The sequence below is a fragment of the Stenotrophomonas sp. YJH_SMC_46 genome (genome assembly GCF_059370315.1).
Genome location: NZ_JCAFTO010000002.1, coordinates 648,972 through 675,375 on the forward strand (window position 1 = coordinate 648,972; position 26,404 = coordinate 675,375).

Here is a 26,404-nt window from a genome sequence, read left to right on the forward strand (position 1 = left end):
GGCTGGCTGAAAATAGCCGGTTCCCACGTCGTGCACCGGACCACCGCCCATGAAGAGCAAGCAGGAAATCGTCGACAACTGGCTGCCCCGGTACACCGGCGTGCCCTTGGACCAGTTCGGACAGCACATCCTGCTGACCAATTTCGGCGGTTACCTGCACACCTTTTCCGAGTTGACCGGCGCGCCGGTCATCGGCCTGGACCGGCCGATGGCCAGTGCCACCATCGACGGCATCACCATGATCAACTTCGGCATGGGCAGCCCCAATGCCGCGATCATCATGGATCTGCTGTCGGCAGTGATGCCCAAGGCGGTGCTGTTTTTGGGCAAGTGCGGTGGCCTCAAGCGCAAGAACCAGCTGGGCGACCTGGTGCTGCCGATCGCAGCGATCCGTGGCGAGGGTACCTCGGGCGATTACCTGCCGCCGGAAGTCCCGGCGTTGCCGGCGTTCGCGCTGCAGCGTGCGGTGTCCACCATGATCCGCGACCGCGGCCACGACTACTGGACGGGCACTGTCTACACCACCAACCGCCGGGTGTGGGAACACGACGAGGGCTTCAAGGAGCGGCTGCGGGCGATGCGCTGCATGGCCATCGACATGGAAACGGCCACGGTATTCGCCGCCGGCTTTGCCAACCACATCCCCAGTGGCGCGCTGCTGCTGGTGTCGGACCAGCCGATGATCCCGGACGGGGTCAAGACCGAGGCCTCCGATGCCAAGGTCAGCTCCCAGTTCGTGGAAAACCATATCCAGATCGGTATCGAGGCGCTTAAGCTTATCCGGCGCAACGGCAAGTCGGTCCGCCACCTGCGCTTCGACGAATGATGATGAAGGCCGGACGCGGGGCGTCCGGGCCTGGGAGTAGGTAATGGACGTTGCCGCGCAAGTGGTGGAATTCTGGAAGGAGGCGGGCCCTGCGAAGTGGTTCGCCCGCGACGACGCGTTCGACGCGCAGTTCCGCCAGTTGTTTCTGGATGAGCATTTCGCCGCCGCTTCGCGTGGGCGTGAACACTGGCTGGGCAGTGCCGAGGGCGCACTGGCGCTGATGCTGCTGCTGGACCAGTTCCCGCGCAACTGCTTCCGCGGTACTGCCCATTCCTATGCCACCGATGGCCTGGCCCGGCACTACGCCATGCGCGCCATCGAGGAAGGCCTGGACCTGCAGCTGGTGCCGAAGCTGCGCGCCTTCATCTACCTGCCGTTCGAGCACTCCGAGGACCCGTTGGACCAGGACCGTTCGGTGGCGATGTTCGATGTGCTGGGCGACAAGGAATACCTGCAGTACGCCGAGCTGCACCGCGACATCATCCGTCGCTTCGGCCGTTTCCCGCACCGCAACGCCGTGCTGGGCCGCATCCCCACCCCGGAAGAACTGGATTACCTGGCCGAAGGCGGTTTCGCCGGCTGAAAAAAGGGGACGGAGGGGATTAAGTCGTTTATGCCGCAAACGACTTAATCCCCTCCGTCCCCTTTTTAGGGGTCAGATCGCCTTTCCGCAGGAAAGGGCGCTGACCCCGGGCCTTCAATCAGTACTTCGGCACGCCGTTGTCGACATCTTCCGACCAGGCATTGATGCCGCCGGTGACGTTGAACACCTTGGTGAAGCCCAGCGCACGGAACTGTTCGGCGGCCTGCGCGCTGCGGCCACCGTGGTGGCACATGAAGGCCAGTGCGGTGTCCTTGGGCAGGGCTTCCAGCTCGGCACGGCCGTTGCCGTCGAAGGTCTTGAACGGCACGCCCACCGCAGCGATCTCGCGCTCGTCGGCCGGGCGCACGTCCACCAGGGTGATGTTGCCGGCACGCACCAGGTCGTCGGCATCGCGCACGCTGATTTCCTGCACCGGCTTGGGCGCATTCGGGTTGTCGATGGCCAGGCCCTTGCCGCGGATGTCGTCCACCCAGTCGATGGTGATGCCGTTGGCGCGACGCGCGCTGGCCAGGTCGAACTGCACGCGCAGGCCGTTGGACTCGGCGGCGATGGCGCTTTCGTCGTGGGGGGCCAGCTGGAAGTTGGGCTGGAAGCGGGCGTCGATGGTCAGCTGCAGGGCCGCGCCCGGGGCATCGGCCAGCGCGCCCTTGAGCATTTCCACGGCCGCCGGCGTGACGGTGATGCTCGGCGGGGTACGGTCCGGTGCCGGCAGCCCCAGCACGCTGCTCAGCTCGCCGCTGGCGGCCATCTGCAGCACGATGTCGCTGCCGCCGACCAGTTCGCCGTCGATGTACAGCTGCGGAATGGTCGGCCAGTCGCCATAGGCCTTGATGCCTTCACGGATTTCCTGGTCGGCCAGCACGTTGACGTGGGCGAACTCGACGCCCAGGTCCTGCAGGGCGCCGACGGCCTTGGCCGAGAAACCACACTGCGGCATCGACGGCTGGCCCTTCATGAACAGCACGACGCGGTTGGCGTTGAGGATGGATTCGATGCGCGAACGCAGGGCGGGATCGAGGGACATGGACGTCGGGGTTCCGGGAATTCGAATCATCAATTCTACCCCTCATGGCATCATGGGGGATGAGCAACGCAGGAACATTGCATCGCATCCCGACCCGGCCCTGGCGCTGGCTGCCCTGGCTGGTGGCGTCGCAGCTGGCCGTGATCCTGGTCTGGTCGCTGGCGGGCTGGCGGTGGGGCCTGCCGCTGATGGTGACCAGCCACGCGCTCTTTCTGGTGCCGGTGTTCCTGCCCAACTGCCACTTCTACGCACCGGTGCTGAGCCGGGTACCGGAGGCCGGCAACAGCGTCTGGTTGACCATCGATGACGGTCCCGGCCCGGAGACCCGGGCCGTGCTCGATCTGCTGGATCGCCACCAGGCACGTGCCACGTTCTTCCTGGTCGGCGAGCGGGCGCTGGCGCAGCCGGAGCTGGTGCAGGAGATCCTGCGCCGGGGCCACGACCTGGGCAACCACAGCCACAGTCATCCACAGGCGCGCTTCTGGCGGCTGGGCCCGGCAGCGATGCGTGCCGAGATCGAGGGCTGCCAGCATGCGCTGCAGGCGGTGGGCGGTCGCCCGGTGCGCTGGTACCGCTCGGTGGTGGGCATGACCAATCCGTTCGTGGCGCCGGTGTTGAAGGCGCTGGGACTTGTGCGCGTGGGCTGGAGTGCACGCGGTTACGACGGCGTCGGCTGCACGCCGGAGGGCGTGCTGGCGCGTTTGCTGCCCGACCTGCGGCCAGGAGCCATCGTGCTGCTGCACGAAGGCGCCGCCCACGGCCACAATCTGGTGATCATCGAGCGCGTGCTGCAGGCGTTGGAAGAGCGCGGCTTGAAGGCGCAGCTGCCTACCGGCTGATACGTATGCGGTAGCGCCGGGCCATGCCCGGCGGATGCCACAGGTGCCGCTGCGCTCGCCGGGCATGGCCCGGCGCTACAGGTTCCGGCGTGCCACCAGCAGCCAGCTGTTGAACGGCGTACGCCCATGCAGCGGCCGGGGGGCGGTCACCTGCAATCCCGCTTCGGCAAGCGTCGTCTGCAGCACCTCTGGATCGGGGTAGTGGCGCGGGCGCGTGCCCATCCAGCCGACCAGCCAGGCCAGCCGGTCCGCCACCCGCGTGGTGCGATCGCGGCCATCGCCGGTGGCCAGCGGCGTGCGCAGCAGCAGGCAGCCGCCGGGAGCCACCCGCGCACTGGCCGCGCGCAGCAGTGCCTGCTGCGGGCCCGCGTCCAGGTACTGCAGCACATCCAGCAGCAGCAGATGCCCGGCCTGCGCCGGCAGCGGCGCCTGCACGTCCTGGCAGTCGAAGCGCACAGCGGGCAGGCCGGTGGCGGCACGCTGGGCGCGGGCGATCTTGCCGGCATCCACGTCCACGCCCAGGTAGGGCTGGGAGCCACCGCGCTGGCGCAGCACGTGGGCGAACAGGCCCAGCCCGCAGCCCAGGTCCAGCACGGGTTGCCCGTCGCCAGGCAGGTGCTGCAGCACGCCGTCATACAGCGGGTCGCTGCCCAGCTTGCTGCGGGTGTAGTAGTAGTCGCGGCGGCTGGCCCAGGCGTGCGCGGGGCGGAATGCCTCGGCGATCGCACGGGCCTGCGGTGCGGCCAGGGGAGTGCAGGGCAGGGGCGGGCCGTTCCGTGGCGTGCCGTCCATCGCCTCAGTCCGTTCCGCCGAGCAGGTGGGCGGCGACCGGCAGCGCGCGCGCGCTCCACAGCGCGTACATCCGTGCTGAAGGGTGCAGGCCGTCGTCGGCGATCATCGCCGGGTTGTCGCCCTGGTCACGGCTGATATCGGTGATGTCGACGAAGGCCACGCCCTGCTGGGTGCTGATCACTTCGGCAGCGGCATTGAACTCGTCGGTCTCGATCTCGATCGCGGCCAGGTCACGGCCGCTGCCGATACCAAACGGGGTTGCACCCCAGTCGGGGAAGGACAGCACCAGCACGCGCCCGGCATCACCGCCGGCGAAGCCGATCGCCCGCTCCAACAGGGCCCGGAACTGGCTGCGGTACTCGTCCAGCGGACGCCCGCGGTACTGGTTGTTGACGCCGATCAGCAGGCTGACGAAATCGAACGGCCCCTGCGGCGCGGCCGCATCGATGCCGGCATCGAGTTCGTCGGTGGTCCAGCCGGTGGTTGCAATGGTCTGCGGATCGGACAGCTCAATGCCCTGCGCACGCAGGGCGGCGGCAAGCTGGTGCGGCCAGCGGCCTTCGACGGCAATCGCTTCTCCGATGGTGTACGAGTCGCCCAGCGCCAGGTAGGACAACGCCACGGCTCAGGCCACCGAACGGCGCGGCTTCAGCGGCACGACCTTGGTGGCGTCCTCGGCACGGCGGGCCAGCACGCGGTCGATGCGTGCGAACACATCGCGCATGACCGAGGCTTCCGGCAGCAGGGTCACGCGGAAGTGATGGCGGTAAGGCACGTTGAAGCTGGAGCCCGGTACGACCAGCACGCCTTCGTTGTTCATCAGGTCCAGGGCGAAGGTGTGGTCGTCGAAGCCCTTGGCGGCGGCACCGACCACGGCCGGGAACGCGTACAGCGCGCCGGCCGGGGCAACCAGCGACAGGTGTTCGCTGGCCTCGCAGGCCTCGATCACCGCGCGCCGGGTTTCATACAGACGGCCGCCGGGGGCGCACAGCTCGGAAATGGTGTCCGGGCCGTTCACTGCCGCGTCGATGGCGTACTGGCCCGGCACGTTGGCACACAGGCGCAGCGCGCTCAGCAGGTCCAGCGCGGCGCGGAAATCGCCCAGGCGTGCGTCATCGCCACTGAGGTGCGCCCAGCCCACGCGCCAGCCGCAGGCGCGGTGCACCTTGCTCAGGCCGCTGAAGGTCAGGCACGGATGGTCGCCGGCCAGCGGCGCGACCGGCTGGAACACCGCGTCGTCGTACAGGATCTGGTCGTAGATCTCGTCGACCAGCAGCAACAGGCTGTGGCGGCGCGCGATCTCGACCACGCGCTCCAGCAGTTCGCGCGGGTAGCTGGCGCCGCTGGGGTTGTTCGGGTTGATCAGCACGATGGCGCGGGTGCGCGAGGACACCAGCGTCTCGATCTCGGTCGGGTCGGGCTGGAAGCCGTTTTCCGGCGCGCAGCGGTAATACACCGGGCGGCCGTCGTTGAGGATGGCCGCGGCCGACCACAGCGGGTAGTCCGGCGAGGGCACCAGCACTTCATCGCCCGGGTTCAACAGCGCCCGCAGCGACAGATCGATCAGTTCGCTCACGCCGTTGCCGACGAACACCCGGTCCGGATGCGCATCGGGCGCACCGCGGCGCGCATAGGCGGCGGCAATGGCTTCGCGTGCGACCGGCAGGCCCTGCTGGTGGGTGTAAGGGTCGGTACGGCCCATGTCATCGGCAATCGCGCGCTGCAGGTGCTCGGGCGCACGGAAACCGAAGTTGCCCGGGTTGCCGATGTTGAGCTTGATCAGCTTGCGGCCCTGCGCCTCCAGTTCCCGGGCTCGCCGCGCCAGTTCTCCGCGGATTTCGTAGCGCACTTCGGAAAGGCGCTCGCGGATGGCCAGGGGCTTGGGCGAAGGGGTGGACATGGGGAATGGGCCGTCAAAAGGCATGGGGCTTCCATCCTACCGGAATTGCTGCACTGCATGGCAAGGGCTCCGGGCCCGCCATTGCTGGGCTGGCAGGGCGTCGGCACAGGTAGAATGGCCGCGATGACCCAGACCCCCGATTTCATCGCCCTGCAGACCATTGGCTGGCCCTGGCCGGGCCCGGCGCAGCAGGCCGACTGGCAGGCCGCGATGGCCACGCATCCGCAGGCCCGCCCGGCGCGGGTGATCGAGCAGCACCGCACCCACTACGTGGTGGCCGATGGCCCGGATGCGTCGATCAAGGCCGAGTCGCTGCCGGAATGGCAGCGCCCGCGCTTCCCCAGCCACGAGCGGCCTGCGGTGGGTGACTGGGTGCTGCTGGACGGCATCCGCATCGTCGCCCTGCTGCCACGTCGTTCCGCGATCAAGCGAGGCGCGGCAGGCGAGCATTACCACCAGCAGGTGATCGCGGCCAACATCGACACGGTGTTCATCGTCTGTGGCCTGGATGCCGACTTCAATCCGCGCCGCATCGAGCGCTACCTGCTGCTGGTCGGCGGTGGCGGTGCCGAACCGGTGGTGGTGCTGACCAAGGCCGACCAGACCGAATACAGCGAGGACGCGCTGGCAGTGCTGGAAGAACTGGAGATGCAGGGCATCGCCTTGCATGCGATCAACGGCCTGGACGCCGACAGCGTGGCGGTGCTGCAACCGTGGCTGGGCCCGGGCCGCACCGTGGTGCTGGTTGGCTCGTCCGGTGCCGGCAAGTCCACGTTGACCAACACGCTGCTCGGCGAGCAGCGGATGAAGACCAACGCGGTGCGTGCCAACGATTCGCGCGGGCGCCACACCACCACGCACCGCGCGCTGATGCCGCTACCGACCGGTGCCTGCCTGATCGACACCCCCGGCATGCGCGAGCTGAAGCCGACCGGTGAAGAGACGCTGTCCGAAGGTGGCTTCGCCGATATCGAAGCGTTGGCCGCACAGTGCCGTTTCAACGACTGCAAGCACCAGCAGGAACCGGGCTGTGCGGTGCGTGCCGCGATCGAGGCCGGCGAGATCGAAGAGAGCCGCCTGCTGAACTACTTCAAGTTGAAGGAAGAAGTGGCCGCCGCCGCGGCCAAGCTGGCGGTTCGCCAGGCCGAGACCGCGCAGGAGCGTGGTGGCAGGAAGGGCAAGGGCCAGCAGTTCCGCCCGGCGGGCAAGAACCGCCGGCGGTAGCACAGCAGCCGAGCGTGGGCTCGGCTCTACAGTGGGTCCGCGGCGGAGTCATTTCCTGTAGCGCCCGAGCCGATGCTCGGGCGGCGGCGCACGGCGCCGGACACGGCAGGGCGTTATAGTCCGCGCATGGAACTGACTGCGACGCTGGACCGTGACGTGGCCCACCATGCAGCGCTCGATGCGCGCCTGGTCGAGGCCGTGGGGGGCATCCGCCTGCTGGGGCTGACCAGCTGGCCGGCCACGCTGCAGGCACCGTTCCTGGACAGCGTGGCACGTGGGCAACCAGTGCTGCCGAAGGTGGACTACCCGAGGCTGGATTTCAGCGAGGAGCGCCGCGCGCTGGCCGCGATCGCCGCCGACTGCGATGACACTCATCCGCTGGGCCACTACGTGCGGCAGTCGGCACAGAGCTGGGACCTGGCCGCGCAGCTGCTGGAAGGGTTGGGCACGGCGGCGGTCGATACCTGTTCGGTGCAGTTGTTCGGCGCGCCCGAGCAGCCGTTGCCAGGCAATGGCCCGAGCACGCGCGAAGCGGCGCGTCACTTCATCCAGATTGCTGCCGAACTCGATCACGAACTGCTGGCGCCGGAAGAGCAGGTGCCGGTCTCGGCCATTGCCCTGCAGCTGCAGCTGCAGAATGACCTGGATGCGTTCTTCGAATCGCGCATCATCCAGGTGCAGCTCGATCCAGAGCTGGTGTCCAAGGCCGCTGCCGGACCGACCCGCATCCGCCTGCGCACCAGTGCGCGCTTCAGTGCCTACGACCGCGCGCAGCTGTTCCACCACGAAGCGCTGGTGCATTCGCTGACGGCCTTGAATGGCCGCGAACAACCGGTGCTGCCCAGCCTGGCGTTGTCCTCGCCGCGGGTGACGGCCACCCAGGAAGGGCTGGCTACCTTCGCCGAACAGATCACCGGCAGCATCGACATCGAGCGCCTGAAGCGAATCAGTCTGCGCACCGAAGCGATCGCGATGGCCCGCGAAGGCGCCGACTTCATCGAGGTGTTCCGCTACTTCTGCGATGCCGGGCAGAACGCCGAAGAGAGCTTTGCGTCGGCACAGCGCGTGTTCCGTGGGGTGCCGCCGAGTGGCGGCCTGGCCTTCACCAAGGACACGGTGTACCTGCGCGGCCTGGTGTCGGTGCATACCTTCTTCCGCCACATGCTGGCCGAGGACCGCCTGCAGGTCTGCCGCTGGTTGTTCGCCGGCAAGATGAGCCTGGCCGATGCGATCGCGTTCGCGCCGCTGTTCGAAGCGGGTGTGCTGAAGCCGCCGCGCTGGCTGCCGCATTGGGTGAGCCGGGCGAACGGGCTGGCCGGGATGCTGGCGTTCTCGCTGTTCGCCAACCGGATACGGATGGACCAGCTGGCGCCGGAATGAAAGGCGTTGGCGGAACCACCAGCGCCTGCCTGCTATCGGTGGGGAGGAGGCGGGGCACCCTGGCCAGGACGCGCAAAAGCCCCTCCATGGTGCTCGATGGCGCCTTGCTCGTGTGCGCTGTCCTGCGCACACGGCAAGACCGGGGTTGGGCGTCCTGCCCAACCCGCCCGAGGCATGCCTCGGGCCCATGGCGCCAACGGTCCTGGCCAGGGTGCCCCGCCTCCTCCAGACAGATTCCTGCGGGCGCGGTAGCAGGTCCACCAGAGGGATTGCGCTTGAAAAGCAAAGAGCCGGGCATTGCCCGGCTCTTTGCTTTTGCTCTTGCTTTCCATTGCCTCCGCGCCGGCGCGGGGAACTGTCCAGCGGGGGTAGGCAGGCCCATGCAGGACCGTGAGGCGCATGGATGCGCCGATCGAGCCCCCAAGGACGGGTTTACGGCGTGTCCTGCATGGGCCTGCCTACCCACGCCATGCAGGAACAATCAACGCGCCGCAGCGCCCGCTTCTGACTTAGAACTCCGCCGCCACCGTCATGAACAGCTGCCGCGGCGCGCTCGCATGGATCGCATACCGCGTGCCCTTCGGATCGGTCGGCGCGAACGAACTCAGCTGGCCGGCATAGCGCTTGTTGGTCAGGTTGGTCGCGTTCAACGACACCCGCACGTTGCGCAGGCCAAGGCCCGGGCCGAAGTCGTAGCCCGCACCGGCGTCGAAGGTGGTCACGCCCGGCACCGACTGGTCGTTGGTGTAGGTGTAGTAGCGCTTGCCGGTGTACTTGGCACGCAGGCTGGCGAAGAAGCCGTCGCGGTTCCAGCTGATCTCGCTGGAGGCCATGCGCTGCGGCGTATCCACCGTGATCTTGCCGGCCACCGGTACGATCGCACCGCCCGAGGTGTAGTCATCCTCGTAGGTGGTCTTGTTCCAGGACAGCGCGTTGTACCACTGCAGGCCATCAATCGGCTTGAGGATGAAGGTCAGTTCCGCGCCATGGCTCTTCACCGAACCGACGTTGATGAAGCGCGTCACGCACTCCGGGCGCGTGCCGACTTCGATGCTCGAACACGGGTTCAGCGACAGCAGGCGGTTGTCGAACTTGACGTTGTATGCAGCGATCGAGGCCTGGTACTTCTCACCGAAAGTGCGGAAGCCGGCTTCCAGGCTCTTGGACTTCTCCGGCTCCAGCCCGGCGCTGGCCGCGAACGATTCCGGCGACACCTGCAGCGGGCCGCCGCTGCCACCGCCGACGAAGGCGGCGATGTTCTCGGCGTAGGAGGCGAACAGCTCGTTGTTGGCGTTGAGCTTGAAGCCCAGGCCTACCTGCGGCAGCACCGATTCCTTGGCGGTCAGTGTGCCCGACGCAATGTTGGTTTCAACGCCGGGCTGCGCGGTGGCGCGCATGCGGGTGTTGGGGCTCTTGATGCCCACGTCTACGGTCAGCCGTTGGTCCAGGAAGCGCATGCGGTCCTGCACGTAGAACTGGCGCGTGCGGATGTCGAAGTCCTGGTTGAACAGCAGGCGGTCGGGGTTCTTCAGGTACAGGTCGTCCAGGAACGGGCCGCTGATGTAGTAGAAGTTGCGCGAGACGTTGTGGTCGTTCTGCTCGTACCACAGGCCGGCTTCCAGTTCGTGGATGCCCACCGTCCACGACAATGCGGCGGTCAGGCCATCGCGGTTGATCGTGTAGTTGGTGCTGCGGATCGAGATCGGCAGCATCCTGTCGGTGCCCGGGTAGGATGGCTGGCCCGGTGCCCACCAGTGGCCCTGGCCACGGTTGTCGTGGTGGTAGGCCAGCAGCTTCAGGCGGCCCTGCTCGCCCAGGCGAAGGTCGGCATCGACCGAATAGAGATTGTCGTCGCGCAATGCGCGGCTCTGGTAGTAGGCATCGTCGATGCTGTTGACGCCGCCGCTGAACTTGCAGCGTGCCTTGTTGTAGGTGCCCGGCGCGCAGTACGCAGCGGCCACGGCGCGATCCCAGTCCGGCGCGTAGATGTTCCAATCCCAGCCCAGGCCACGCGCCAGCATGTCCTTGGACAGGTAGGCGTAGTTGGCCTGGCTGGCGCGCGAGGTGGCCACGAACGCACCGAAGCGGTGGTCGCCGACATTCCACACTGCCTTGGCGTTGAACTGGCGGGTGGTCTGGTTCTGGTAGGGCGCGGCCCACATGTCCTGGTCCTGGTGCACGCCGGACACATAGGCCGAGAAGCCGTTGATGTCACCGGTATCCACGCGCAGGTAGCCACGGCGCTGGCTGTTGTCGCCGACGGTGACGCTGGCGCGGCCACCGAACTCGGTGGACGGGTCCATCGAGAAGTACTGGATGGTGCCGCCCAGGTTGCTGGTCGAGGCCACGCCCAGCGAACCGATGCCCTGCGACAACTCGGCACCGGCCAGATTCTCGGCGATGATCGCGCGGGCGATGCTCAGGCCGTTGTAGTTGCCGTAGCTGTTGTCGCCCAGCGGGATGCCGTCCAGCGTATAGCCGAGGCGGCTCTTGTCGAAGCCGCGCAGGCTGATGGTCTGCGATTCTTCGTTCGCGCCGAAGGCATCGTTGGACTGCACCGACACGCCCGGCAGGCGGTCGAGGATCTTCTGGCCACTGGTACCTGGAGGCAGCACCTGCTTGTCGACCGCGGTGATGCGCTGCACCTGGCGGGTCTCGCCCTGGCCGATCACGGAGACGGTATCCAGCGTCTGCGCGCTCAGTGCGGCATCGGTGCTGGCGCCGGTGTCGGCAGCGGTGGCGGCATGGGCGCTGGCGGCGGCGGAGAGCGCGATCGCCACGGCGATCGTCAGGTGTCGGGTCTGCATGGTGGTCCGTTGCATTGGGGGTGGTCACCGGCACGCGTGCGCGGTGCATGGCCACTATGCGAACGGAACATGAAACCTTCTTTACGAAAAACCAACGAACGATGCAGGGCAGTGGTGCGTGTCCTGCAACATGTTCGTCATGGTGGTAGGCCGGTGGGAATCAGAAGCGCTCCCCAGGCCAGCTCAATTTGAGCTGGTCCATGCAGTCACGGTCATGTTCGGAGAATGAGAACCCGATCTGGATGCCGTTCACTACTGTGCCGAACACCGTGGACTCGTCCAGGCTATGCCCTGACGGCACGGAAAGGACATTGAAGTCGGGGTAGCGACGACCCATCTGCTTTCGCGCGATGCAGGCGCCGCTCAGCCGCAGCGTAATGCCTTTGATGATTCGCCCCGACGCGTCGGTGTAGATCTGGCCAGAGGGCCCCTTGATCCTCCCAGCGACCGCGAATGGCGCCAGATCGATGGTGGCGCTGTCGCCCCGGCCCATTCTTGCTTCCGAACGCGAGCCGGCCGGAGCCAGGGGTGATAGTTGCGCGACAAGGTCAGAGCGTGACAGCTGCAAGGACCAGCGCTCCACGAGCCGCCAGGTTGCATCCGCCTCTTCCGCAGTGGCAGCAGGTGGGGTGGCCGCCAGTGGCGGGGTGGCGACCACAAGAAGCGCAATCAGCAATGCACGCATGCCAACCTCCTTGATCCGCGATTCCGGCCGTTCATCCATCGGGCTCAGCGAGCGTTGGCAGGTATAGCACCGGTTCTGCCGATGTATCGGGCAATGCGTCCCGAAAATGCGGAAACAAAAAGGAGCCGGATCCCCCTCGCAAGCGAAGGTTCACCGGCCCCGCGCACTCCGTGGGGGAGGCGTTCCACGCCTTGCGTGGAGACGGGCTCAACCCATGTACAGGCCACCGTTGACCGGATAGTCGGCACCGGTCACATACGAGGCTTCATCCGAGGCCAGCCAGGCGCACAGGCCGGCCACTTCCTCGGGGCGGCCCAGGCGACGCACCGGTACCGACGCCGCCAGCCGGTCCAGCACATCCGGCGGGAAGCTGCTGATCGCCTGGCTGGCGATGTAGCCCGGCGACAGCGTGTTGACGGTGACGCCGCGCGAGGCCACTTCGGCAGCCAGTGCACGGCTGAAGCCATGCATCGCGGCCTTGGCGGTGGCGTAGTTGACCTGGCCGATCTGGCCCTTGTGGGCGCTGACCGAGCCGATGTTGATGATGCGGCCCCAGCCGCGCGTGGCCATGCCGTCGACCACCTGCTTGGTGAGGTTGAACAGCGCGTTGAGGTTGGAGGCGATCACCGCGTTCCAGTCCTCCACCGTCATCTGGCGGAACAGCAGGTCGCGGCTGCCGCCGGAGTTGTTGACCAGTACATCGACCTCACCGACTTCGGCGCGGACCTTGGCGAACGCCGCGCTGGTCGAGGCCCAGTCGGTCGCGTTGCCTTCGGAGGCGATGAAGTCGAAGCCCTGTTCGCGCTGCTCGCGCAGCCAGTTGGCCTTGCGCGGCGAGTTCGGCGCGCAGCCGGCAACCACGGTGTGGCCGCTGCGGGCCAGGCTCTGGCAGATGGCAGTGCCGACACTGCCCATTCCACTGGTGACGTAAGCGATTCGAAGCGTCATTGCAGAAGGCTCCTTGGCAAAGGGTCAGGCGGCAAGGGGATACAGGCCGAACAGCAGGCTGCCGATCATCAGCAGCATCGAGATGGCGATGGCCCACTTCAGGGTGAACTTCTGGTGGTCGGCGAATTCGACCTTGGCCAGGCCCACCAGCAGGTAGGTGGACGGCACCAGCGGGCTGAGCAGGTGCACCGGCTGGCCGGCCAGCGAGGCGCGCGCCATTTCCACCGGGGTGATGCCGTAATTGCCGGCGGCCTCGGACAGGATTGGCAGCACGCCGAAGTAGAACGCGTCGTTGGACATGAAGAAGGTGAACGGCATCGACGCCACCGCCGTGATCACCGCCAGGTACGGGCCCCACGATTCCGGAATCACGGCCAGGAAGCTGTGCGACATCGCCTCCACCATGCCGGTGTTGTTGAGGATGCCGGTGAAAATGCCTGCGGCGAAGATCAGTGACACCACCGACAGCACGTTGCCGGCGTGGTTGACCACGCGGCGGCGCTGCTCGGCCAGGTTCGGATAGTTGATCACCAGGGCGATGGCGAAGCCGACCATGAACAGCACCGGCATCGGCAGCACGCCAATGATCAGCGCGGTCATCAGCGCCACGGTCAGCGCAAGGTTCACCCACAGCAGCTTCGGACGCTTGATGTCCTCGGCGTCTTCCACAGTCGGCAGCGGGTTGCTGTCATCGGACACGCTGTTGTCCATCCAGCTGCCGCCCTTGGGCAGGGTCACCACGCCGAGGCGACGGCGTTCCTTCAGGCCCAGGTACCAGGCCAGCAGCAGCACGCCGGCACAGGCGATCACCATCGACGGGATCAGCGGCACGAACACGTCGGCCGGGTCCACGTGCAGCGCGGTGGCCGCGCGTGCGGTCGGGCCGCCCCACGGGGTCAGGTTCATCACGCCGCCGGCAAGGATGGTCACGCAGGTCATGTTCAGCGCGTTCATGCCCAACCGCTGGTACAGCGGCAGCATCGCCGAGACGGTGATCATGTAGGTGGTCGAGCCATCGCCATCAAGCGAGATCAGCATCGCCAGCACCGCGGTGCCGAGCACGATCTTCATCGGATCGCCCTTGACGAAGCGCAGGATCACCCGCACCAGCGGGTCGAACAGGCCGGCATCGATCATCACCCCGAAGTAGAGGATGGCGAACATCAGCATCACGCCGGTCGGCGCGATCTTCTTGATGCCCTCCAGCATCATCTCGTCGATGCCGGCGCCGAAGCCACCGATCAGCGCGAACAGGATGGGGATGGTAATCAGGGCGACGAGCGGCGACAGGCGCTTGCTCATGATCAAGTACATGAACGTAATGACCATGCCAAAGCCGAGGATGCTCAGCATCATCTGCGGACTCCTTGCGAAAACAGGACGTGGGGAGTGGAAGGGGCCCGGGCGGAATGCCCGGAATGTCGGGCCTAGAAGTCGTACTGCAGGCGGCCGGTGACCGCGCGCGTGCGGTCCACCGTCACCCCGGCCAGGCGATCACGGTTGCGGCTTTCGATCACGTTGAGCATGAAGCGCAGGTTGTCGCGCAGGTACCAGTTGCCACCCAGCGTCCAGGCTTCGGTGCTGCCGCGACGCAGGTCCGGCGCACCGTCGAGATGCTGCGCGCCCCACATCTGGTCGTAGCGCAGCGCCACTTCGAAGGCCCCGGCCTTGTGGCGGATGTCCTTCACCCGCGCGAAGCGGCCGGTCTTGCGGTCGTAGGCACGGCTTTCGCCGGTGACGAACCAGCTGAGCATGCCGTAGGCCGCCATTACATCGCCACGCTGGGCGCCGTCGTCGAAGGTGGCGCCACTGAACTCGCCCTGCCACGACAGCGGGCCGCGCACCTGCGCGTATTCCAGCGACCACTTGTTGACGTCGGTATCGCGGCCGGCGGAGAAGTCGACAAGGGTCAGGCGGCTCTCATCGGACAGGTGGCCGGCCGGGCGTGGTCGGATCTTCAGGCCCGGAACGCCGTTCGCGCCGGGGTTGTCATAGGCCTCGCGGGCCAGCGACAGGCCCAGGTGCAGCACGTCGCCATCGGCGGGCGAGGGCGCCCAGGTGACACGGCCACCGGCAGCACGCCCCTTCACCTGCCAGGCGTCGATGCTTTCCAGGCTGTAGATGCTGGCGGCCCAGGTGAAGTCACCCGGGTTGGCCTGCCACGAAGCGCCCAGGCGGTACAGCGGCGCCAGCGTGGTGCCGGCGTTGCCGCGCTCCAGGAAGCTGCCGTAGTTGGAACTGGTGCGGTCATCCAGCGAGAAGTACTGCTTGAACTGGCCGACGGTGAGCTTGCCGGCCTTGCCGAAGCTGCGCGCCAGGTACACGTCCTTGGCCTCGACGCGGTCGCCGGAGAAATCGGCCTCCAGCTTGTAGTCGACCACGAAGAACTTGCCGGACACGTCAACCCACGCACGGCGGATTTCGGTGTCGTCCTTGTTCGGGGTGCCGCGGTTGTCGTTGTCGAAGGTGGCGAAGTCCAGGTGCAGGCGGCCACCGAGAGTGGCCGTGACCGGGCGGTCGTCTTCGGCAGCGAAGGCCGGCGCCGACAGGGCAGCCAGCGCCATCATGGCGGCAGGACGCCGCCAGGCAAACGTGAATTCCACAAACCCTCCCAGGTGCGCGCCAGGCGCGCGGCAATCGTGGGCACCGGACGGTGCGCGGCCGCAGTCTGGGTCGCCGTAGCTGTCATCGTCCTGTCAGCGGTTTGTGCGGTGCAGCGTAAATGGTCGCCAGGCATGGCCCGGCGGGCGGCCCCGGCGTCATGCGGTAGCATTCGCTTCCCCTCCCACCGTCGTGCCCATGCGCCTGCTGCTGGTCGAAGACAACCCGGATCTGGCCGATGCGATCATCCGTCGCATGCGTCGCAGTGGCCATGCCGTGGACTGGCAGGCCGACGGCCTGGCCGCTGCCAGCGTGCTGCGCTACCAGAGCTTCGACCTGGTGGTGCTGGATATCGGCCTGCCCAAGCTGGACGGCCTGCGCGTGCTGGCCGGCATGCGCGAGCGCGGTGACAGCACGCCGGTGCTGATGCTGACCGCGCGCGATGGCATCGAGGATCGCGTGCAGGCGCTGGATGTGGGCGCCGACGACTACCTGGGCAAGCCCTTTGACTTCCGCGAGTTCGAAGCACGCTGCCGCGTACTGCTGCGGCGCGCGCGTGGGCAGGCCAGCGAAGTGGTGCAGATTGGCGGCTTCCAGTTCGACAACGCTGCGCACCGGGTCAGCCTCGACGGGGAGCCGATCGAACTGCCCAATCGCGAGTACCGCCTGCTGGAGATCCTGGTCGGCCGTCTTGGCCAGGTGGTCGGCAAGGACGAGATCGGCAACGGCTTGTTTGGTTTCGATGACGAAGCGGGCCCGAACGCCATCGAGTTGTATGTTGGCCGCCTGCGGAAAAAGCTGGCCGGCGCACCGCTGCGCATCACCACGGTGCGCGGTGTCGGCTACCTGCTGGAAGCCAGCGATGGCAGCGCCGACGCCGATGGCTGACGCACGCGCTGCGAACGCCGCACCGGGTTCGCTGCGGCGCACGCTGCTGCTCTACCTCGGCGCGCTGCTGGCGGTATTCGCGGTAGCGCTGCTGTTCGCCGCGCGCGACTATGGCCAGCGTGCGGCAAACCGTTCCTACGATCACCTGCTGGTGTCTTCGGCGCTGTCCATCGCCGATTCGGTGGCGCTGGTCGACGGCCAGTGGCAGGTCGATCTTCCCTATGCGGCGCTGGACCTCCTGGCGATGGCCCCGGAAGACCGCGTGTTCTATCGGGTGGCCGACAGCCGCGGCAACCTGATCACAGGTTATGGCGATCTGCCGTCGCCGCCGCGCCGTCCGGGCACGCAGCCGCAACTGTTTGATGCGGCGTACAGCGGCGAGACCGTGCGCTTCGTGGTGGTCGGCCGCAGTTTCGCCGCGGCCTCGGCGCAGGGCGAGGTGCAGGTGCAGGTGGGCCAGACCCGGCGTGCGCGCGAAGCCGTCGCGCAGGACATGGTCAATCGCGCACTGCTGGCGATCGGCGTGCTGTCCGGCCTGCTGCTGGCGCTGGTGGCGTTTGGCGTGCACCGCGCGTTCCGCCCACTGGTGCGGGTGGAACGCGAGCTGTCGCGCCGCGAACCGTCCGACCTGAAGCCCCTCGACGCGCGCGTGCCGCGCGAGATGGACCAGATGGTGGCGGCGTTGAACCGCTTCATGGAACGCCTGTCCAGCAGCAACGAGACACTGCGCGCATTCATGGCCGAGGCCGCGCACCAGATGCGCACGCCGTTGGCTGCCCTGCGCGCGCAGGCACAGCTTGCGCTGGACGACGACGACCCCGAAGACATGCGGCGCAGCCTGCAGGCGATCGAGCGCAATGCCACCCACATGAGCCGGTTGCTGAACCAGCTGCTCAGCGATGCCAGCGTGATCCATCGCTCGCACCTGCAGCGCTTTGCGGCGGTGGACCTGGCCGAGACCGTGCACCAGGCCCTGCATGAAGCCCTGCCGCAGGCCGGCCCGGCACCGCGCGTGCAACTTGCGATGACCGCCGAGCCGGTGCAGGTGCACGGCGACGCGCTGCTGCTGCGCGAGGCGATCAAGAACCTGGTCGACAACGCACTGAAGTACGGCGGCGAGGGCCCGTTGCAGATCGCGCTGACCGTGGAAGGCGGTCAGGCGGTGCTGACCATTGCCGACCATGGCGCAGGCATCGCACCCGCTGATGCCGAACGCGTGTTCGAGCGCTTCGCCCGTGGCGAAGGCGCGCCGTCCGGCGGCGCCGGGCTGGGCCTGGCCATCGTCAAGCGCGTGGTCGACAGCCATGGCGGCCGCATCGACCTCAGCAACCGCCCGCAGGGCGGGCTGATCGCCACCATCCGCCTGCCACGGAGCAGTCCATGATCCGCCTGTTCGCTGCTGCCGTTGCCTTGCTGCTGGCCCTGCCGGTACTGGCCGCGCCCGGCGACGTACGCCGTTTCCCGGCCCAGGCAAAGGCCACTGCGCAGCTGCGCATTCACGGCACCACCGACATCGAAGTGTTCGCGGTGGTGATCGCCGATTACCAGCGCCTGCATCCCGGCACCGAGGTGGTGTACGAGGACATCATCACCCAGGACCTGTACGCGCGTTACCTGCACGACCGCGGCGGGCCGGCATCGCCGGACCTGCTGATCTCCAGCGGCATGGATCTGCAGACCAAGCTGGTCAACGATGGCCACGCGCTGCCACACCGTTCGGCGCAGACCGCTGCACTGCCGGCCTGGGCACAGTGGCGCAACGAGGCCTTCGGCATCAGCTACGAGCCGGTGGTGATGGTCTACAACACCCGCATGCTGCCGGCCGCGAAGGTGCCGCACACGCGTCGGCAGCTGCTGGACCGGCTGCGCGCCGAGGGAGCACCGCTGCGCGGCAGGGTCGGCACCTATGACATCGAGCGCAGCAGCGTCGGCTACCTGTTGGCGACCCAGGACGCGCAGCGCGGCAGCATTGCCGGCGCGCTGCTGGGCGCGCTCGGCGACAACGACGTGGTGCGCGAGGAGCGCACCGGCGTGCTGCTGGACCAGGTGGCCAGTGGCCAGCTGTCGCTGGTCTACAACGTGCTCGGCTCCTACGCGCAGGCACGTGTCGATGCGGGCGCGCCACTGGCCATCATCGAGCCCGAGGACTACACGCTGGTGGTGCTGCGCACCGCAGTCATCCCGCGCACCGGCCCGCACCCGGAAGAAGCGCGGCGCTTCCTCGATTACCTGCTGTCGCCGCGTGGCCAGCAAGTGCTGTCGCGCGAAGCGCGGCTGATGCCGATCGTGACCGGCAACGCACGTGGTGACGACGCGCCCGGCCGCAGCCGCCGTCCGATCCAGCTCGGCCCGGGCCTGCTGGTGTATCTGGACGCACTCAAGCGCCGCCAGTTCCTCGATGCCTGGCGCAGCAGCGTGGAGCCGGCAGGGCGCTGAGGCTCCGGCCTGCCCGTACAATGGCCGCATGAGCGAATACACTATCCTGATCGCCGATGACCACCCGCTGCTGCGTTCGGCGGTGGTGCAGTCATTGCGGCAGAGCCTGCCGCTGGCGCAGGTGCGCGAGGTCGCCAGCGCCGAGGCATTGGCCGAAGCACTCGACGCACACCCGGATGTGGACCTGGTGCTGCTCGACCTGACCATGCCAGGCGCGCACGGTTTTTCCGCGCTGCTGCACGTGCGCGGCTCGCATCCGGACATTCCGGTGGTGATCCTCTCCTCCAACGACCATCCGCGGGTGATCCGCCGTGCCCAGCAGTTCGGCGCCGCCGGTTTCATCCCGAAGTCGGTCCCGGCTGAGACCATCGGCGAGGCCGTGCAGGCGGTGCTCGACGGCGGCCTGTGGTTCCCGGCGATGGCCGCCGAACGTTCCGAGGCAGACGCGTTGCTGGCCAGCCGCCTGGCCCAGCTGACCCCGCAGCAGTTCCGCGTGCTGCTGTGCCTGGCCGATGGTCTGCTGAACAAGCAGATCGCCTACGAGCTGGGTCTGGCCGAGAACACGGTGAAGGTGCACGTCACTGCGATCCTGAAGAAGCTCGAATGCCATAGCCGCACACAGGCCGCGGTGCTGGTGAAGGCGCTGGAGCCGGAAGGCGACCCGCGGGCAGGGATGGACGGCTGATCAACGCAGGGCGTTCAGACGGAGATCTTCTGTCTGGCGCTGTTGTCAGAGAAGGACCTCTTCAACGAAGATCGAAAGCTGATGGTCCGTCAGCGCATCGTCGCTGCGCACGTGTACCGAATAGCGGACCGGCAGTTGGTCCAGCGGTGCCCTGAGTGTGTCGATATACTGGACTTGACCTTCTCTTGAAAGAGATTTCAGTTCGGACTTGGACAAGTCGCGGGTTGACTGCCTCACGCCATCCGACGAGTAGGAAGAGACAAGCACCGAGGCCGGAAATGAAGGGCAGCGGGTTGCGCAGGAAATGTGGACTCGCATTGAGCGGAAGTAGACGAGACTCCGCTTCCATTCATTCTCTTCAATGGTCTCTGACAAGCGGACTGGTTCTTGCACAGTAAGTGATTGCTTGTGAACTGCTCGAAGTCGAAAGTTGATCCCGGTGTGTCGCTCGTACTGACGCAGTGTGCGCTGTGAGCCCAGTCCAAAAATTCCAAAGTCTTCCATCTCAGATCCCGTAGGAAGGCCGACCAGAGCGAGTGTCTTTCGTAGCGCCGCGCTGGAACGATCTTCAAGTGTCATGGAGGTGGCGGAGTTGGCTGCTGGCGGTTCTGACTGGTCGTCCCACACCTTTCGGGCATGGTTGTCGTACTGATGCCACAGCAGCGGCGCATATGGATGATAGAACTCATATCCCTTCGTGAACGCGCGTATGGATGTTGCGATTTCTTCCGTGCAGAAGAAATGGTCAGGATCGCTCATTACTTCCTGTGTGAAGGCCCCATCCGAGAAGATGAATCCGCCGGCTACGAACTTCGCCTTGAATGCAATCTCACCATGAACGGGCGCGGGGAGACGGACAGATCGAAATCTGACGACTCCGGTTGGTGAGAACGAGTCGAAGATGATGGCGGCGGTGTACTCCTGCCTCCCCAAAGGATAGGTGTCAGGATCGAAGCTGGGGGGGTATCCTGTTAGAAGTGGCCTTGGTGAGTGCACCCTCAGACGCTCGAGTAGGCTCTTCATCTTGAAGTCCCATTCACCGGAAAAGCGGTGGTGCGAGTCGATCTGAAGGTTGTAGTGCTCACCCCGGTAGCGCCGCTGGGCCAGGTTTCTGGCCCAGCCGCATCCCTTGGAGTGAATGTAATCAATGTCGATCAACTCGATGTTTGCACCATGTATCCGTAAGAAATGGACTGTAGTGCCTTCTTCGGTTGCTGTATGGGTCAATTCAAAGCCGTTCGCTTCGAAGGACTGGATGTCCTGTTCGGATCCGTGTTGCCAGCAGATGACAACGCGCAGCAGGAATGGCGACTTGGCATTTTCTATCATGTCCTTCAACGTGGGTAACAGCTGAGGGTCTCGATAGCTTGGTATCTGTACAAAGATGGTTCTTTCCAGATTCATCAGGGGTGCGAGCTCCTCGTGGCCTTACGCACTGGAACGCTTCAGCTTGGTTGAAGGATTAGTTGCCGCTGATCGAATTCATCACTGGATCGGTGGAGAATATGAATCTGTTCTCGTATCCAGAGCCAAGATTCTCAGAGGCTTCGGCGTAGCTGTAGGTGGGAGAGGATTGGTCTGACGCCAGCCTGCGGCCCCAGGCTTCATGGTCGGCATTGCTTTTGGCCCGAGCGATGCCGATGCAGATGCTAAGGCCGCATGACAGGCGCTCCAGTTGGGCGTCCTCACCCATCGCGCGTGTTATTGAGGATCGATAGTGCTTGGCTAGATCTTGTGCCTCAGTGCTGGTTGCAGCGTCCTGGGTCATGCGGTCGATCACGTCTGATGTGCTTCTGCCGGAGCGTAGGAGGTCTGCGGCAACTTGACCTGAGATTCCGCCCTCGAAGATGAGTGCAGATTCTGATTGGAGATGCTCGAGTGAGGATGCTACGCGACGGGAGGTTGCTGTCGAGTTGTCTGTTCTTGATCGCACAACCAAGGGCTTTGTGCTGAGATCGCTCGATCTGACTTGATTGATTTGTGCGTCTGCCGCGCTCGTATAGAGAGTAGTGTTGGCATCTGATGCTCTGTCATCGGTACATCCTGCGCAGCACATGCATAGTAGTGTTGCAGCGATCAGATGTGAGATATGTATGATGGAGCTGGGCATGTGATTGGAGCTCACTGTGGATCCTCGGTCGCGGGCTATGGGTGTCAATCAATAGGGCAATCAAAAGGACCATTGCAGTCCGGTGGTCGGGTTGTCTGGAATACTGTCCTTACGCGTCCGCCACAGCAATCCGTAACTTTCCAGGCGCCGGCAGAGTCAACATTGACGACACAGCTGTTGGTGCAGCGATATCTGACACCATTGAAGGTCGTTTCACTCTCCGCATTTGCTTCGCCGGTTGCCAGTGCCAGGCCAGCTGCAAGAACAACGCTACCCAGTGAATGCTTGTCCATTCTTCGCCTACGGTGTGGTCGGCCGATCGGCCGGGGAACAAGATATTCCATGCTTCAGTAGCGCCGGTCTGTCAGGAGACTGCTTGTCTTTGCTCGGAATTTGTCCATGCTTTACGCATCTACGTCGCCCGTCTCGCTCCTTCTCACTTTGCGGATCTCACGCGAAGGGGCGTAGGCATTCGGTACGGGATCAGCCGGGAGCGACCCTGCCCGCGCACCGGCACGGCGGTGCCCCACATGGCAAAGCGGTATTACCCCCGATGCCGCAACAACATCTGCGTCATCAATGCCCGCAACGCGGGCGGTCGCACCGGCTTGAGCAGGAATCCCCAGCCTTTCTCGGCGGCATGCGCCTTCAGTGCCTCGTCACGCTCGGCGGTCACCAGGATCACCGGCGGGCGCACCTTCCACAGCGTGCACAGCGCTTCATACAGGTCCGGTCCGTGCCATTGCCCCATGCGCACGTCCAGCAGCAGCAACTGCGGTACGTTCATTGCACTGGCGATTTCCAATGCACCCTGCGGGCCACCGGCGAGTTCCACCTGGCAGCCCCAGCGTTCCAGCAGCGCACGGGTCGCCGCACAGACGTGGGGATCATCGTCGATGCTCCACACCCGGCACTTTTGCAGTGGGCTGTCATCGGAGGGTTCGCTCGCGATGACCGGCGCTGCGGCAGGTGCGATCACATCGTCGGCGCGACCGAGTGCCACGCTCACGGCGAATACGCTGCCCTTACCCAGGGTGGAACGCAGGCTGATGCAGTGGCCGAGCAGGCGGCCGATGCGTTCGACGATGGCCAGGCCCAGGCCGGCGCCACGTTCCTGCTCCACACCATCGTTCAGGCGACGGAACTCTTCGAAGATCTCACCCTGCAGGCTTTCCGGAATGCCCGGGCCCTGGTCGTGTACCTCGATGCGCAGCTGGTCGCCCGCGCGCCGACAGCCGATCAGCACGCGTCCCTGTGGTGTGTAGCGCAGCGCGTTGGACAGGAAATTCTGCAGGATACGGCGCAGCAGCGCTTCATCACTGATCACCACTGCGCGGGTGTCCACCCAGCCAAGTTGCAGGCCGCGGCTCTGTGCGGCGATGCCGAACTCACGCGCCAGGGTCTCCAGTAGCGGCGAAATCGCAAAGGCGCGCACACGTAGCTGCAACGATCCTGATTCCAGCCGCGAGATATCCAGCAGGCTGTTGAGGATCGCGTCCTGCGCCGCCAGCGCGGCATCGATATGATCGGCAGTCTGCTGCTGCGCCGGGTCATTCAGCTTGCCGCGCAGCACCGAGACGAACATGCGCGCGGCATTCAGCGGCTGCAGCAGGTCATGCACGGCCGAGGCAACGAACCGGGTCTTGTAGCGGTTGGCCTGCTCGGCTTCGCGGCGTGCTTCGTCCAGGTCGCGGGTGCGTTCGGCGATGCGGTGTTCCAGCGCATCGGCCAGGGAGCGCAGTTCGCGCGCGGCGTTCTTGTAGCTGGTGATGTCGGCATAGCTGGTGACGAAGCCGCCGTCAGGCAGCGGATTGCCACGGATCTCCAGCACCGTGCCGTCGTCCTTCTCGCTCTCGCGCATGTGCGGGCGGCCGCTGCGCAGGTGGTTCAGGCGACGCTCGATTGCTTCATCGACGGGGCCCGGACCGAGCAGGCCACGGCGTGCGTTGAAGCGGAACAGTTCCTCGATCGGCCGGCCCACGCGGACCAGGTCTGCCGGGAACCGGAACAGTTCCAGATAGCGCGAATTCCACGCGACCAGGCGCAGTTCGCGGTCGATCACCACCACGCCCTGCGGCAGGTGTTCGAGGCTGCGGCTGAGTCCGCTGTCGGCGTCGGTGGCCGCCTGCAGCAGGCCATCCTGTGCGGTGCGCAGTTCCTGTGCGTGCTGCTTGAGCAGGGTTTCCAGTTCGCGGCGGCTGCGCAGGCGATGCTTGGCCAGGCGTCGGCGCTGCTGCACGAACAGCACCAGGAAGCCCAGCGCCAGCCACGCGGCACCGCCGGTGAGTGCGGCCGCGCGTCCGGCGGCGGTGGCGGCGCTGGCGTCGTGCAGCAGATGCAGGTTCCAGCCTTCGGCGGGCAGCGGCAGGCTTTGCCACAGCATCGGCTGCGGCAGTACGGGATCGAGCAGGCGCACCATGCGGCCACCATCGGCAAGCACGTCTTCAGTACGCGCGCGCAACGGTTGCAACGCGCGGTCGGCGTATTGGCGGGCGTCCAGCATTTCGCGGCGCTCATCGGCGCCCAGCGGACGCAGCAGGCGGTAGCGCCAGCTGTCACGGTTGGCCAGGAACACCACGTCATGGTCGTCGCTGGCCAGCACCACGTCCGGGCTGCTCAACCATTCCTGTTCCAGCGCCGACAGCTCGACCTTGATCACCACCACGCCGAGCCGCTTGCCACCTTCCTCGATGGCCTGCGACAGGTAGTAGCCGGGTACGCCGGTGGTCATGCCGATGCCGTAGAAGCGGCCGCGGCCCTGCGCCAGTGCCTGCCGGTAGTAGGGGCGGTAGCTGTAGTTCTCGCCGACGTTGCTGGTCGGCTGGTCCCAGTTGCTGGCCGCCACTGCCACGCCGTCGTGGCCGACCAGGGTCAGGGTCGAGGCACGGGTGACTTCATTGGCGCGTTGCAGCTTGAGGTTCAGCCGCTGCTGTTCGGTGGGCGAGGGCGGCACACGCAGGGCGTGCAGCAGATCCGGATCCAGCGCCAGTACCTGCGGCAACGTGCCGAAGCGGTCGATGCGCTGCTGCAGGCCCTGGCCGTACAGCTGCAGCTGGCGTTGCACCTGGCTGCTTTCCTCGCCGAGGGCGCGCCGCCAGGCGTAGTGGCCGGCGGTGACCGCACACAGCACGGTGCCACCGACCATCACCAGGAGGGTCAGCAACAGCATCCGGTGGCGGCTGAGCCGGTACATGGCGGCAGTCTACGCAGGGCCGGCGGGCGTGACGTGCACGCCCGCCGGGGTCTGACGTGGAAGGGGTCAGAAGTGCATCTGCGCGCGCAGTTCGAAGATCTCCGGCGTGCTGTGCACACCGCGACGGCTGGCGTCGACCTTCACATAGTTGGCCTGGAACTTGAAGTGGCTGGTCAGGTACCAGTTCGCGCCCAGGGTCAGGTCGTGCTGGCGGCCACCAAGGATGTTGCCATCGTCGAGGTCCAAGCGGCTGTAACGGGCCACCAGTTCCACCGCGCCGTAGTCGTGCGCCGGCTTGATGTTGGCCACGGCACCTGCGTTGTACGGGCGCGACTCGCCGGTCAGCACCCAGCTGGCCATCGCGTACTGGCCGCTGCCGGTGTAGTCGGGCTTGCCGTCATGGCGGGTGACCGTGGCACGCAGGGCTTCGGCCTGCAGCGAGAACGGACCGCGGATCCAGATGCCTTCCAGGCCGGTGCGGCGGATCTGGTCGGCGGTGACCAGCGCGCCGGAATCGACATAGCGGATGTCGGTCAGGCCGGCTTCCGGGCGTGCACGCAGGCGCGCGCTGGCCTCGTGGTGCACGTCACGGCCATCGCTGTAGCCGCGCGGATTCTCCTGCGAATAGGCCAGGCCCAGGTGAATCACGTCACCCGGCGCCTTCACCGGGGTCCACACCGCACGCACGGCCTGGGTGGTGCCGGGGTTGTCACCCTGCAGGTCCTTGCCGCCATAGGCGCCGGCCTGCAGCAGGTACTGCGGGCGCTCCAGCACCCATTCCACGCCGGTGCGGCGGCCGGCGTAGAAGGCCTGCACGGGCAGCGCGGTTTCCAGGAAGCTGCCGGCGCGCGAAGAGGTGTTCGCGTCCAGGCCGACCGGGGTCTTCATGTAGCCGAAGCGGAAGCGGCCGATGTCGCGGCCGAAGAAGGCCTTGCTTTCAAAGCGCACGAACACGTCCAGCCAAGTATCGGACTGGAAGTCGTAGTAGACCATCGCGTCGTAAACGCCCTTCTTCTTCAGCGTCGCACCGAACTCCTTGCGACGCACCGCGTCGTCATCCTCCAGGCCACTGCCCGAGGAGAAATCGTTGTAGTCGTAGGCGATGTTGGCGGTAGCGGCCAGTTCGGTGCCGTCGCCGAAGGCGTACTTGGTCGGCCAGTTGTCGAAATCGGCGGCCGAGGCGAAGGCGGGAAGGGCGGCCAGCGACAGGGCCAGCAAGGTGGGATTCGGGCGCATGTTGGGTGCGGCTCTCTCGGATTGCGTGTGGACAGGACAACAACGGCCGCAGGGGCCGAAACTTTCGCAAGGACGCGCCCGGCCGTTCAGCCCGGGCCACCGGCCTTCCCGTGTCTGGGCGGTGTGGCGCCAGTGTAGGCACCTGCGCCACCTGAACCGGGGGGCTAGTACCAATAGGTTATCTGCGCCGACGTGCCCAGCGCGTACAAAGGCGTCCATTGGTCGC

The 26,404-nt window shown here is 66.3% G+C and carries 22 protein-coding genes; 9 read left to right on the forward strand and 13 right to left on the reverse strand.

Annotation, left to right across the window (positions count from 1 at the left end):
- Window positions 1-49: 49 nt before the first annotated feature.
- Together AC5P8C_RS08010 and AC5P8C_RS08015 are read left to right on the forward strand one after the other, a co-directional pair.
- Window positions 50-826, forward strand: a complete 777-nt coding sequence (locus AC5P8C_RS08010; protein ID WP_058983588.1) for an AMP nucleosidase — start codon at window positions 50-52, stop codon at window positions 824-826.
- Window positions 827-869: 43 nt separating this feature from the next.
- Window positions 870-1,409, forward strand: a complete 540-nt coding sequence (locus AC5P8C_RS08015) for a DUF924 family protein (RefSeq protein ID WP_006384394.1) — start codon at window positions 870-872, stop codon at window positions 1,407-1,409.
- Between the two features lie 118 nt (window positions 1,410-1,527).
- Here the strand turns inward: AC5P8C_RS08015 and grxD are convergent, their stop codons facing one another.
- On the reverse strand, window positions 1,528-2,454 hold the full coding sequence (gene grxD / locus AC5P8C_RS08020) for a Grx4 family monothiol glutaredoxin (protein WP_026347276.1): 927 nt from the start codon (window positions 2,452-2,454) through the stop codon (window positions 1,528-1,530).
- Window positions 2,455-2,513: 59 nt separating this feature from the next.
- Here grxD and AC5P8C_RS08025 point away from each other — a divergent pair, with 59 nt between their 5' ends.
- On the forward strand, window positions 2,514-3,293 hold the full coding sequence (locus AC5P8C_RS08025; RefSeq protein ID WP_495218540.1) for a polysaccharide deacetylase family protein: 780 nt from the start codon (window positions 2,514-2,516) through the stop codon (window positions 3,291-3,293).
- Between the two features lie 75 nt (window positions 3,294-3,368).
- On the opposite strand, the gene AC5P8C_RS08030 is transcribed toward AC5P8C_RS08025, so the two are convergent.
- Genes AC5P8C_RS08030 through AC5P8C_RS08040 form a run of 3 tightly spaced genes read right to left on the reverse strand, consistent with a single transcriptional unit; the run spans window position 3,369 to window position 5,985 of the window.
- Window positions 3,369-4,085 (reverse strand): class I SAM-dependent methyltransferase, encoded by a 717-nt coding sequence (locus AC5P8C_RS08030; RefSeq protein ID WP_495218541.1) that lies wholly within the window; start codon window positions 4,083-4,085, stop codon window positions 3,369-3,371.
- Window positions 4,086-4,089: 4 nt separating this feature from the next.
- Window positions 4,090-4,707, reverse strand: a complete 618-nt coding sequence (locus AC5P8C_RS08035) for an SGNH/GDSL hydrolase family protein (protein WP_495218542.1) — start codon at window positions 4,705-4,707, stop codon at window positions 4,090-4,092.
- Window positions 4,708-4,710: 3 nt separating this feature from the next.
- Window positions 4,711-5,985, reverse strand: coding sequence for a pyridoxal phosphate-dependent aminotransferase (locus AC5P8C_RS08040; RefSeq protein WP_495218543.1), 1,275 nt, complete (start codon window positions 5,983-5,985; stop codon window positions 4,711-4,713).
- A gap of 114 nt (window positions 5,986-6,099) precedes the next feature.
- Here AC5P8C_RS08040 and rsgA point away from each other — a divergent pair, with 114 nt between their 5' ends.
- Both rsgA and AC5P8C_RS08050 read left to right on the forward strand, forming a co-directional pair.
- Window positions 6,100-7,209 (forward strand): ribosome small subunit-dependent GTPase A, encoded by a 1,110-nt coding sequence (gene rsgA / locus AC5P8C_RS08045; protein ID WP_019662071.1) that lies wholly within the window; start codon window positions 6,100-6,102, stop codon window positions 7,207-7,209.
- Between the two features lie 126 nt (window positions 7,210-7,335).
- On the forward strand, window positions 7,336-8,589 hold the full coding sequence (locus AC5P8C_RS08050; RefSeq protein WP_171954676.1) for a flavohemoglobin expression-modulating QEGLA motif protein: 1,254 nt from the start codon (window positions 7,336-7,338) through the stop codon (window positions 8,587-8,589).
- A gap of 509 nt (window positions 8,590-9,098) precedes the next feature.
- Here AC5P8C_RS08050 and AC5P8C_RS08055 read toward each other — a convergent pair.
- From AC5P8C_RS08055 to AC5P8C_RS08075, 5 genes are all read right to left on the reverse strand, one after another.
- Window positions 9,099-11,396, reverse strand: coding sequence for a TonB-dependent receptor (locus AC5P8C_RS08055; RefSeq protein ID WP_495218544.1), 2,298 nt, complete (start codon window positions 11,394-11,396; stop codon window positions 9,099-9,101).
- Window positions 11,397-11,556: 160 nt separating this feature from the next.
- Window positions 11,557-12,081 (reverse strand): hypothetical protein, encoded by a 525-nt coding sequence (locus tag AC5P8C_RS08060; protein ID WP_233653752.1) that lies wholly within the window; start codon window positions 12,079-12,081, stop codon window positions 11,557-11,559.
- A gap of 207 nt (window positions 12,082-12,288) precedes the next feature.
- Window positions 12,289-13,029 carry an acetoacetyl-CoA reductase gene (gene phbB / locus AC5P8C_RS08065; protein WP_005419193.1) on the reverse strand — a complete coding sequence of 247 codons (741 nt, stop codon included), beginning with the start codon at window positions 13,027-13,029 and terminating at the stop codon, window positions 12,289-12,291.
- Window positions 13,030-13,053: 24 nt separating this feature from the next.
- Window positions 13,054-14,382, reverse strand: coding sequence for a CitMHS family transporter (locus tag AC5P8C_RS08070; protein ID WP_005419191.1), 1,329 nt, complete (start codon window positions 14,380-14,382; stop codon window positions 13,054-13,056).
- 74 nt (window positions 14,383-14,456) lie between these two features.
- Window positions 14,457-15,596 carry an OprO/OprP family phosphate-selective porin gene (locus AC5P8C_RS08075; RefSeq protein ID WP_054172477.1) on the reverse strand — a complete coding sequence of 380 codons (1,140 nt, stop codon included), beginning with the start codon at window positions 15,594-15,596 and terminating at the stop codon, window positions 14,457-14,459.
- Between the two features lie 232 nt (window positions 15,597-15,828).
- Here AC5P8C_RS08075 and AC5P8C_RS08080 point away from each other — a divergent pair, with 232 nt between their 5' ends.
- The 4 genes from AC5P8C_RS08080 to AC5P8C_RS08095 are packed head-to-tail and all read left to right on the forward strand — an operon-like array spanning window position 15,829 to window position 19,639.
- Window positions 15,829-16,518 (forward strand): response regulator transcription factor, encoded by a 690-nt coding sequence (locus tag AC5P8C_RS08080; protein ID WP_019662067.1) that lies wholly within the window; start codon window positions 15,829-15,831, stop codon window positions 16,516-16,518.
- A complete protein-coding gene (locus tag AC5P8C_RS08085; RefSeq protein WP_029379709.1) occupies window positions 16,511-17,902 on the forward strand; it encodes a sensor histidine kinase in 1,392 nt (463 codons plus the stop codon). The genes AC5P8C_RS08080 and AC5P8C_RS08085 overlap by 8 nt, the downstream gene beginning before the upstream one ends.
- Window positions 17,899-18,954 carry an ABC transporter substrate-binding protein gene (locus tag AC5P8C_RS08090; protein WP_495218545.1) on the forward strand — a complete coding sequence of 352 codons (1,056 nt, stop codon included), beginning with the start codon at window positions 17,899-17,901 and terminating at the stop codon, window positions 18,952-18,954. Before AC5P8C_RS08085 ends, AC5P8C_RS08090 begins: the two co-directional genes overlap by 4 nt.
- A 28-nt stretch (window positions 18,955-18,982) precedes the next feature.
- Window positions 18,983-19,639 carry a response regulator gene (locus AC5P8C_RS08095; RefSeq protein WP_233653753.1) on the forward strand — a complete coding sequence of 219 codons (657 nt, stop codon included), beginning with the start codon at window positions 18,983-18,985 and terminating at the stop codon, window positions 19,637-19,639.
- 45 nt (window positions 19,640-19,684) lie between these two features.
- Here AC5P8C_RS08095 and AC5P8C_RS08100 read toward each other — a convergent pair whose 3' ends face one another.
- From AC5P8C_RS08100 to AC5P8C_RS08115, 4 genes are all read right to left on the reverse strand, one after another.
- The gene (locus tag AC5P8C_RS08100) at window positions 19,685-21,043 is read right to left on the reverse strand and encodes a GlcNAc-transferase family protein (protein ID WP_495218546.1); all 1,359 of its coding nucleotides are present in this window, start codon (window positions 21,041-21,043) and stop codon (window positions 19,685-19,687) included.
- A 58-nt stretch (window positions 21,044-21,101) separates the two neighbouring features.
- Window positions 21,102-21,419 (reverse strand): hypothetical protein, encoded by a 318-nt coding sequence (locus AC5P8C_RS08105; protein WP_143566365.1) that lies wholly within the window; start codon window positions 21,417-21,419, stop codon window positions 21,102-21,104.
- Window positions 21,420-22,293: 874 nt separating this feature from the next.
- Complete coding sequence (locus tag AC5P8C_RS08110; RefSeq protein ID WP_495218547.1) at window positions 22,294-24,942, reverse strand: hybrid sensor histidine kinase/response regulator; 2,649 nt, start codon at window positions 24,940-24,942, stop codon at window positions 22,294-22,296.
- Between the two features lie 66 nt (window positions 24,943-25,008).
- Window positions 25,009-26,178 carry an OprO/OprP family phosphate-selective porin gene (locus AC5P8C_RS08115; protein WP_019662063.1) on the reverse strand — a complete coding sequence of 390 codons (1,170 nt, stop codon included), beginning with the start codon at window positions 26,176-26,178 and terminating at the stop codon, window positions 25,009-25,011.
- Window positions 26,179-26,404: the final 226 nt, after the last annotated feature.

Excerpts from the sequence above, each read along its gene's own strand:
- AC5P8C_RS08050 (WP_171954676.1), top strand. The coding sequence starts at position 7,336 with ATGGAACTGACTGCGACGCTGGACCGTGACGTGGCCCACCATGCAGCG.
- AC5P8C_RS08055 (WP_495218544.1), bottom strand. The coding sequence starts at position 11,396 with ATGCAGACCCGACACCTGACGATCGCCGTGGCGATCGCGCTCTCCGCC.
- AC5P8C_RS08090 (WP_495218545.1), top strand. The coding sequence starts at position 17,899 with ATGATCCGCCTGTTCGCTGCTGCCGTTGCCTTGCTGCTGGCCCTGCCG.
- AC5P8C_RS08040 (WP_495218543.1), bottom strand. The coding sequence starts at position 5,985 with ATGTCCACCCCTTCGCCCAAGCCCCTGGCCATCCGCGAGCGCCTTTCC.
- AC5P8C_RS08085 (WP_029379709.1), top strand. The coding sequence starts at position 16,511 with ATGGCTGACGCACGCGCTGCGAACGCCGCACCGGGTTCGCTGCGGCGC.
- grxD (WP_026347276.1), bottom strand. The coding sequence starts at position 2,454 with ATGTCCCTCGATCCCGCCCTGCGTTCGCGCATCGAATCCATCCTCAAC.
- AC5P8C_RS08060 (WP_233653752.1), bottom strand. The coding sequence starts at position 12,081 with ATGCGTGCATTGCTGATTGCGCTTCTTGTGGTCGCCACCCCGCCACTG.
- AC5P8C_RS08010 (WP_058983588.1), top strand. The coding sequence starts at position 50 with ATGAAGAGCAAGCAGGAAATCGTCGACAACTGGCTGCCCCGGTACACC.
- AC5P8C_RS08080 (WP_019662067.1), top strand. The coding sequence starts at position 15,829 with ATGCGCCTGCTGCTGGTCGAAGACAACCCGGATCTGGCCGATGCGATC.
- AC5P8C_RS08070 (WP_005419191.1), bottom strand. The coding sequence starts at position 14,382 with ATGCTGAGCATCCTCGGCTTTGGCATGGTCATTACGTTCATGTACTTG.
- phbB (WP_005419193.1), bottom strand. The coding sequence starts at position 13,029 with ATGACGCTTCGAATCGCTTACGTCACCAGTGGAATGGGCAGTGTCGGC.
- AC5P8C_RS08095 (WP_233653753.1), top strand. The coding sequence starts at position 18,983 with ATGAGCGAATACACTATCCTGATCGCCGATGACCACCCGCTGCTGCGT.
- AC5P8C_RS08100 (WP_495218546.1), bottom strand. The coding sequence starts at position 21,043 with ATGAATCTGGAAAGAACCATCTTTGTACAGATACCAAGCTATCGAGAC.
- AC5P8C_RS08025 (WP_495218540.1), top strand. The coding sequence starts at position 2,514 with ATGAGCAACGCAGGAACATTGCATCGCATCCCGACCCGGCCCTGGCGC.
- AC5P8C_RS08115 (WP_019662063.1), bottom strand. The coding sequence starts at position 26,178 with ATGCGCCCGAATCCCACCTTGCTGGCCCTGTCGCTGGCCGCCCTTCCC.
- AC5P8C_RS08075 (WP_054172477.1), bottom strand. The coding sequence starts at position 15,596 with ATGATGGCGCTGGCTGCCCTGTCGGCGCCGGCCTTCGCTGCCGAAGAC.
- AC5P8C_RS08030 (WP_495218541.1), bottom strand. The coding sequence starts at position 4,085 with ATGGACGGCACGCCACGGAACGGCCCGCCCCTGCCCTGCACTCCCCTG.
- AC5P8C_RS08110 (WP_495218547.1), bottom strand. The coding sequence starts at position 24,942 with ATGTACCGGCTCAGCCGCCACCGGATGCTGTTGCTGACCCTCCTGGTG.
- AC5P8C_RS08015 (WP_006384394.1), top strand. The coding sequence starts at position 870 with ATGGACGTTGCCGCGCAAGTGGTGGAATTCTGGAAGGAGGCGGGCCCT.
- rsgA (WP_019662071.1), top strand. The coding sequence starts at position 6,100 with ATGGCCGCGATGACCCAGACCCCCGATTTCATCGCCCTGCAGACCATT.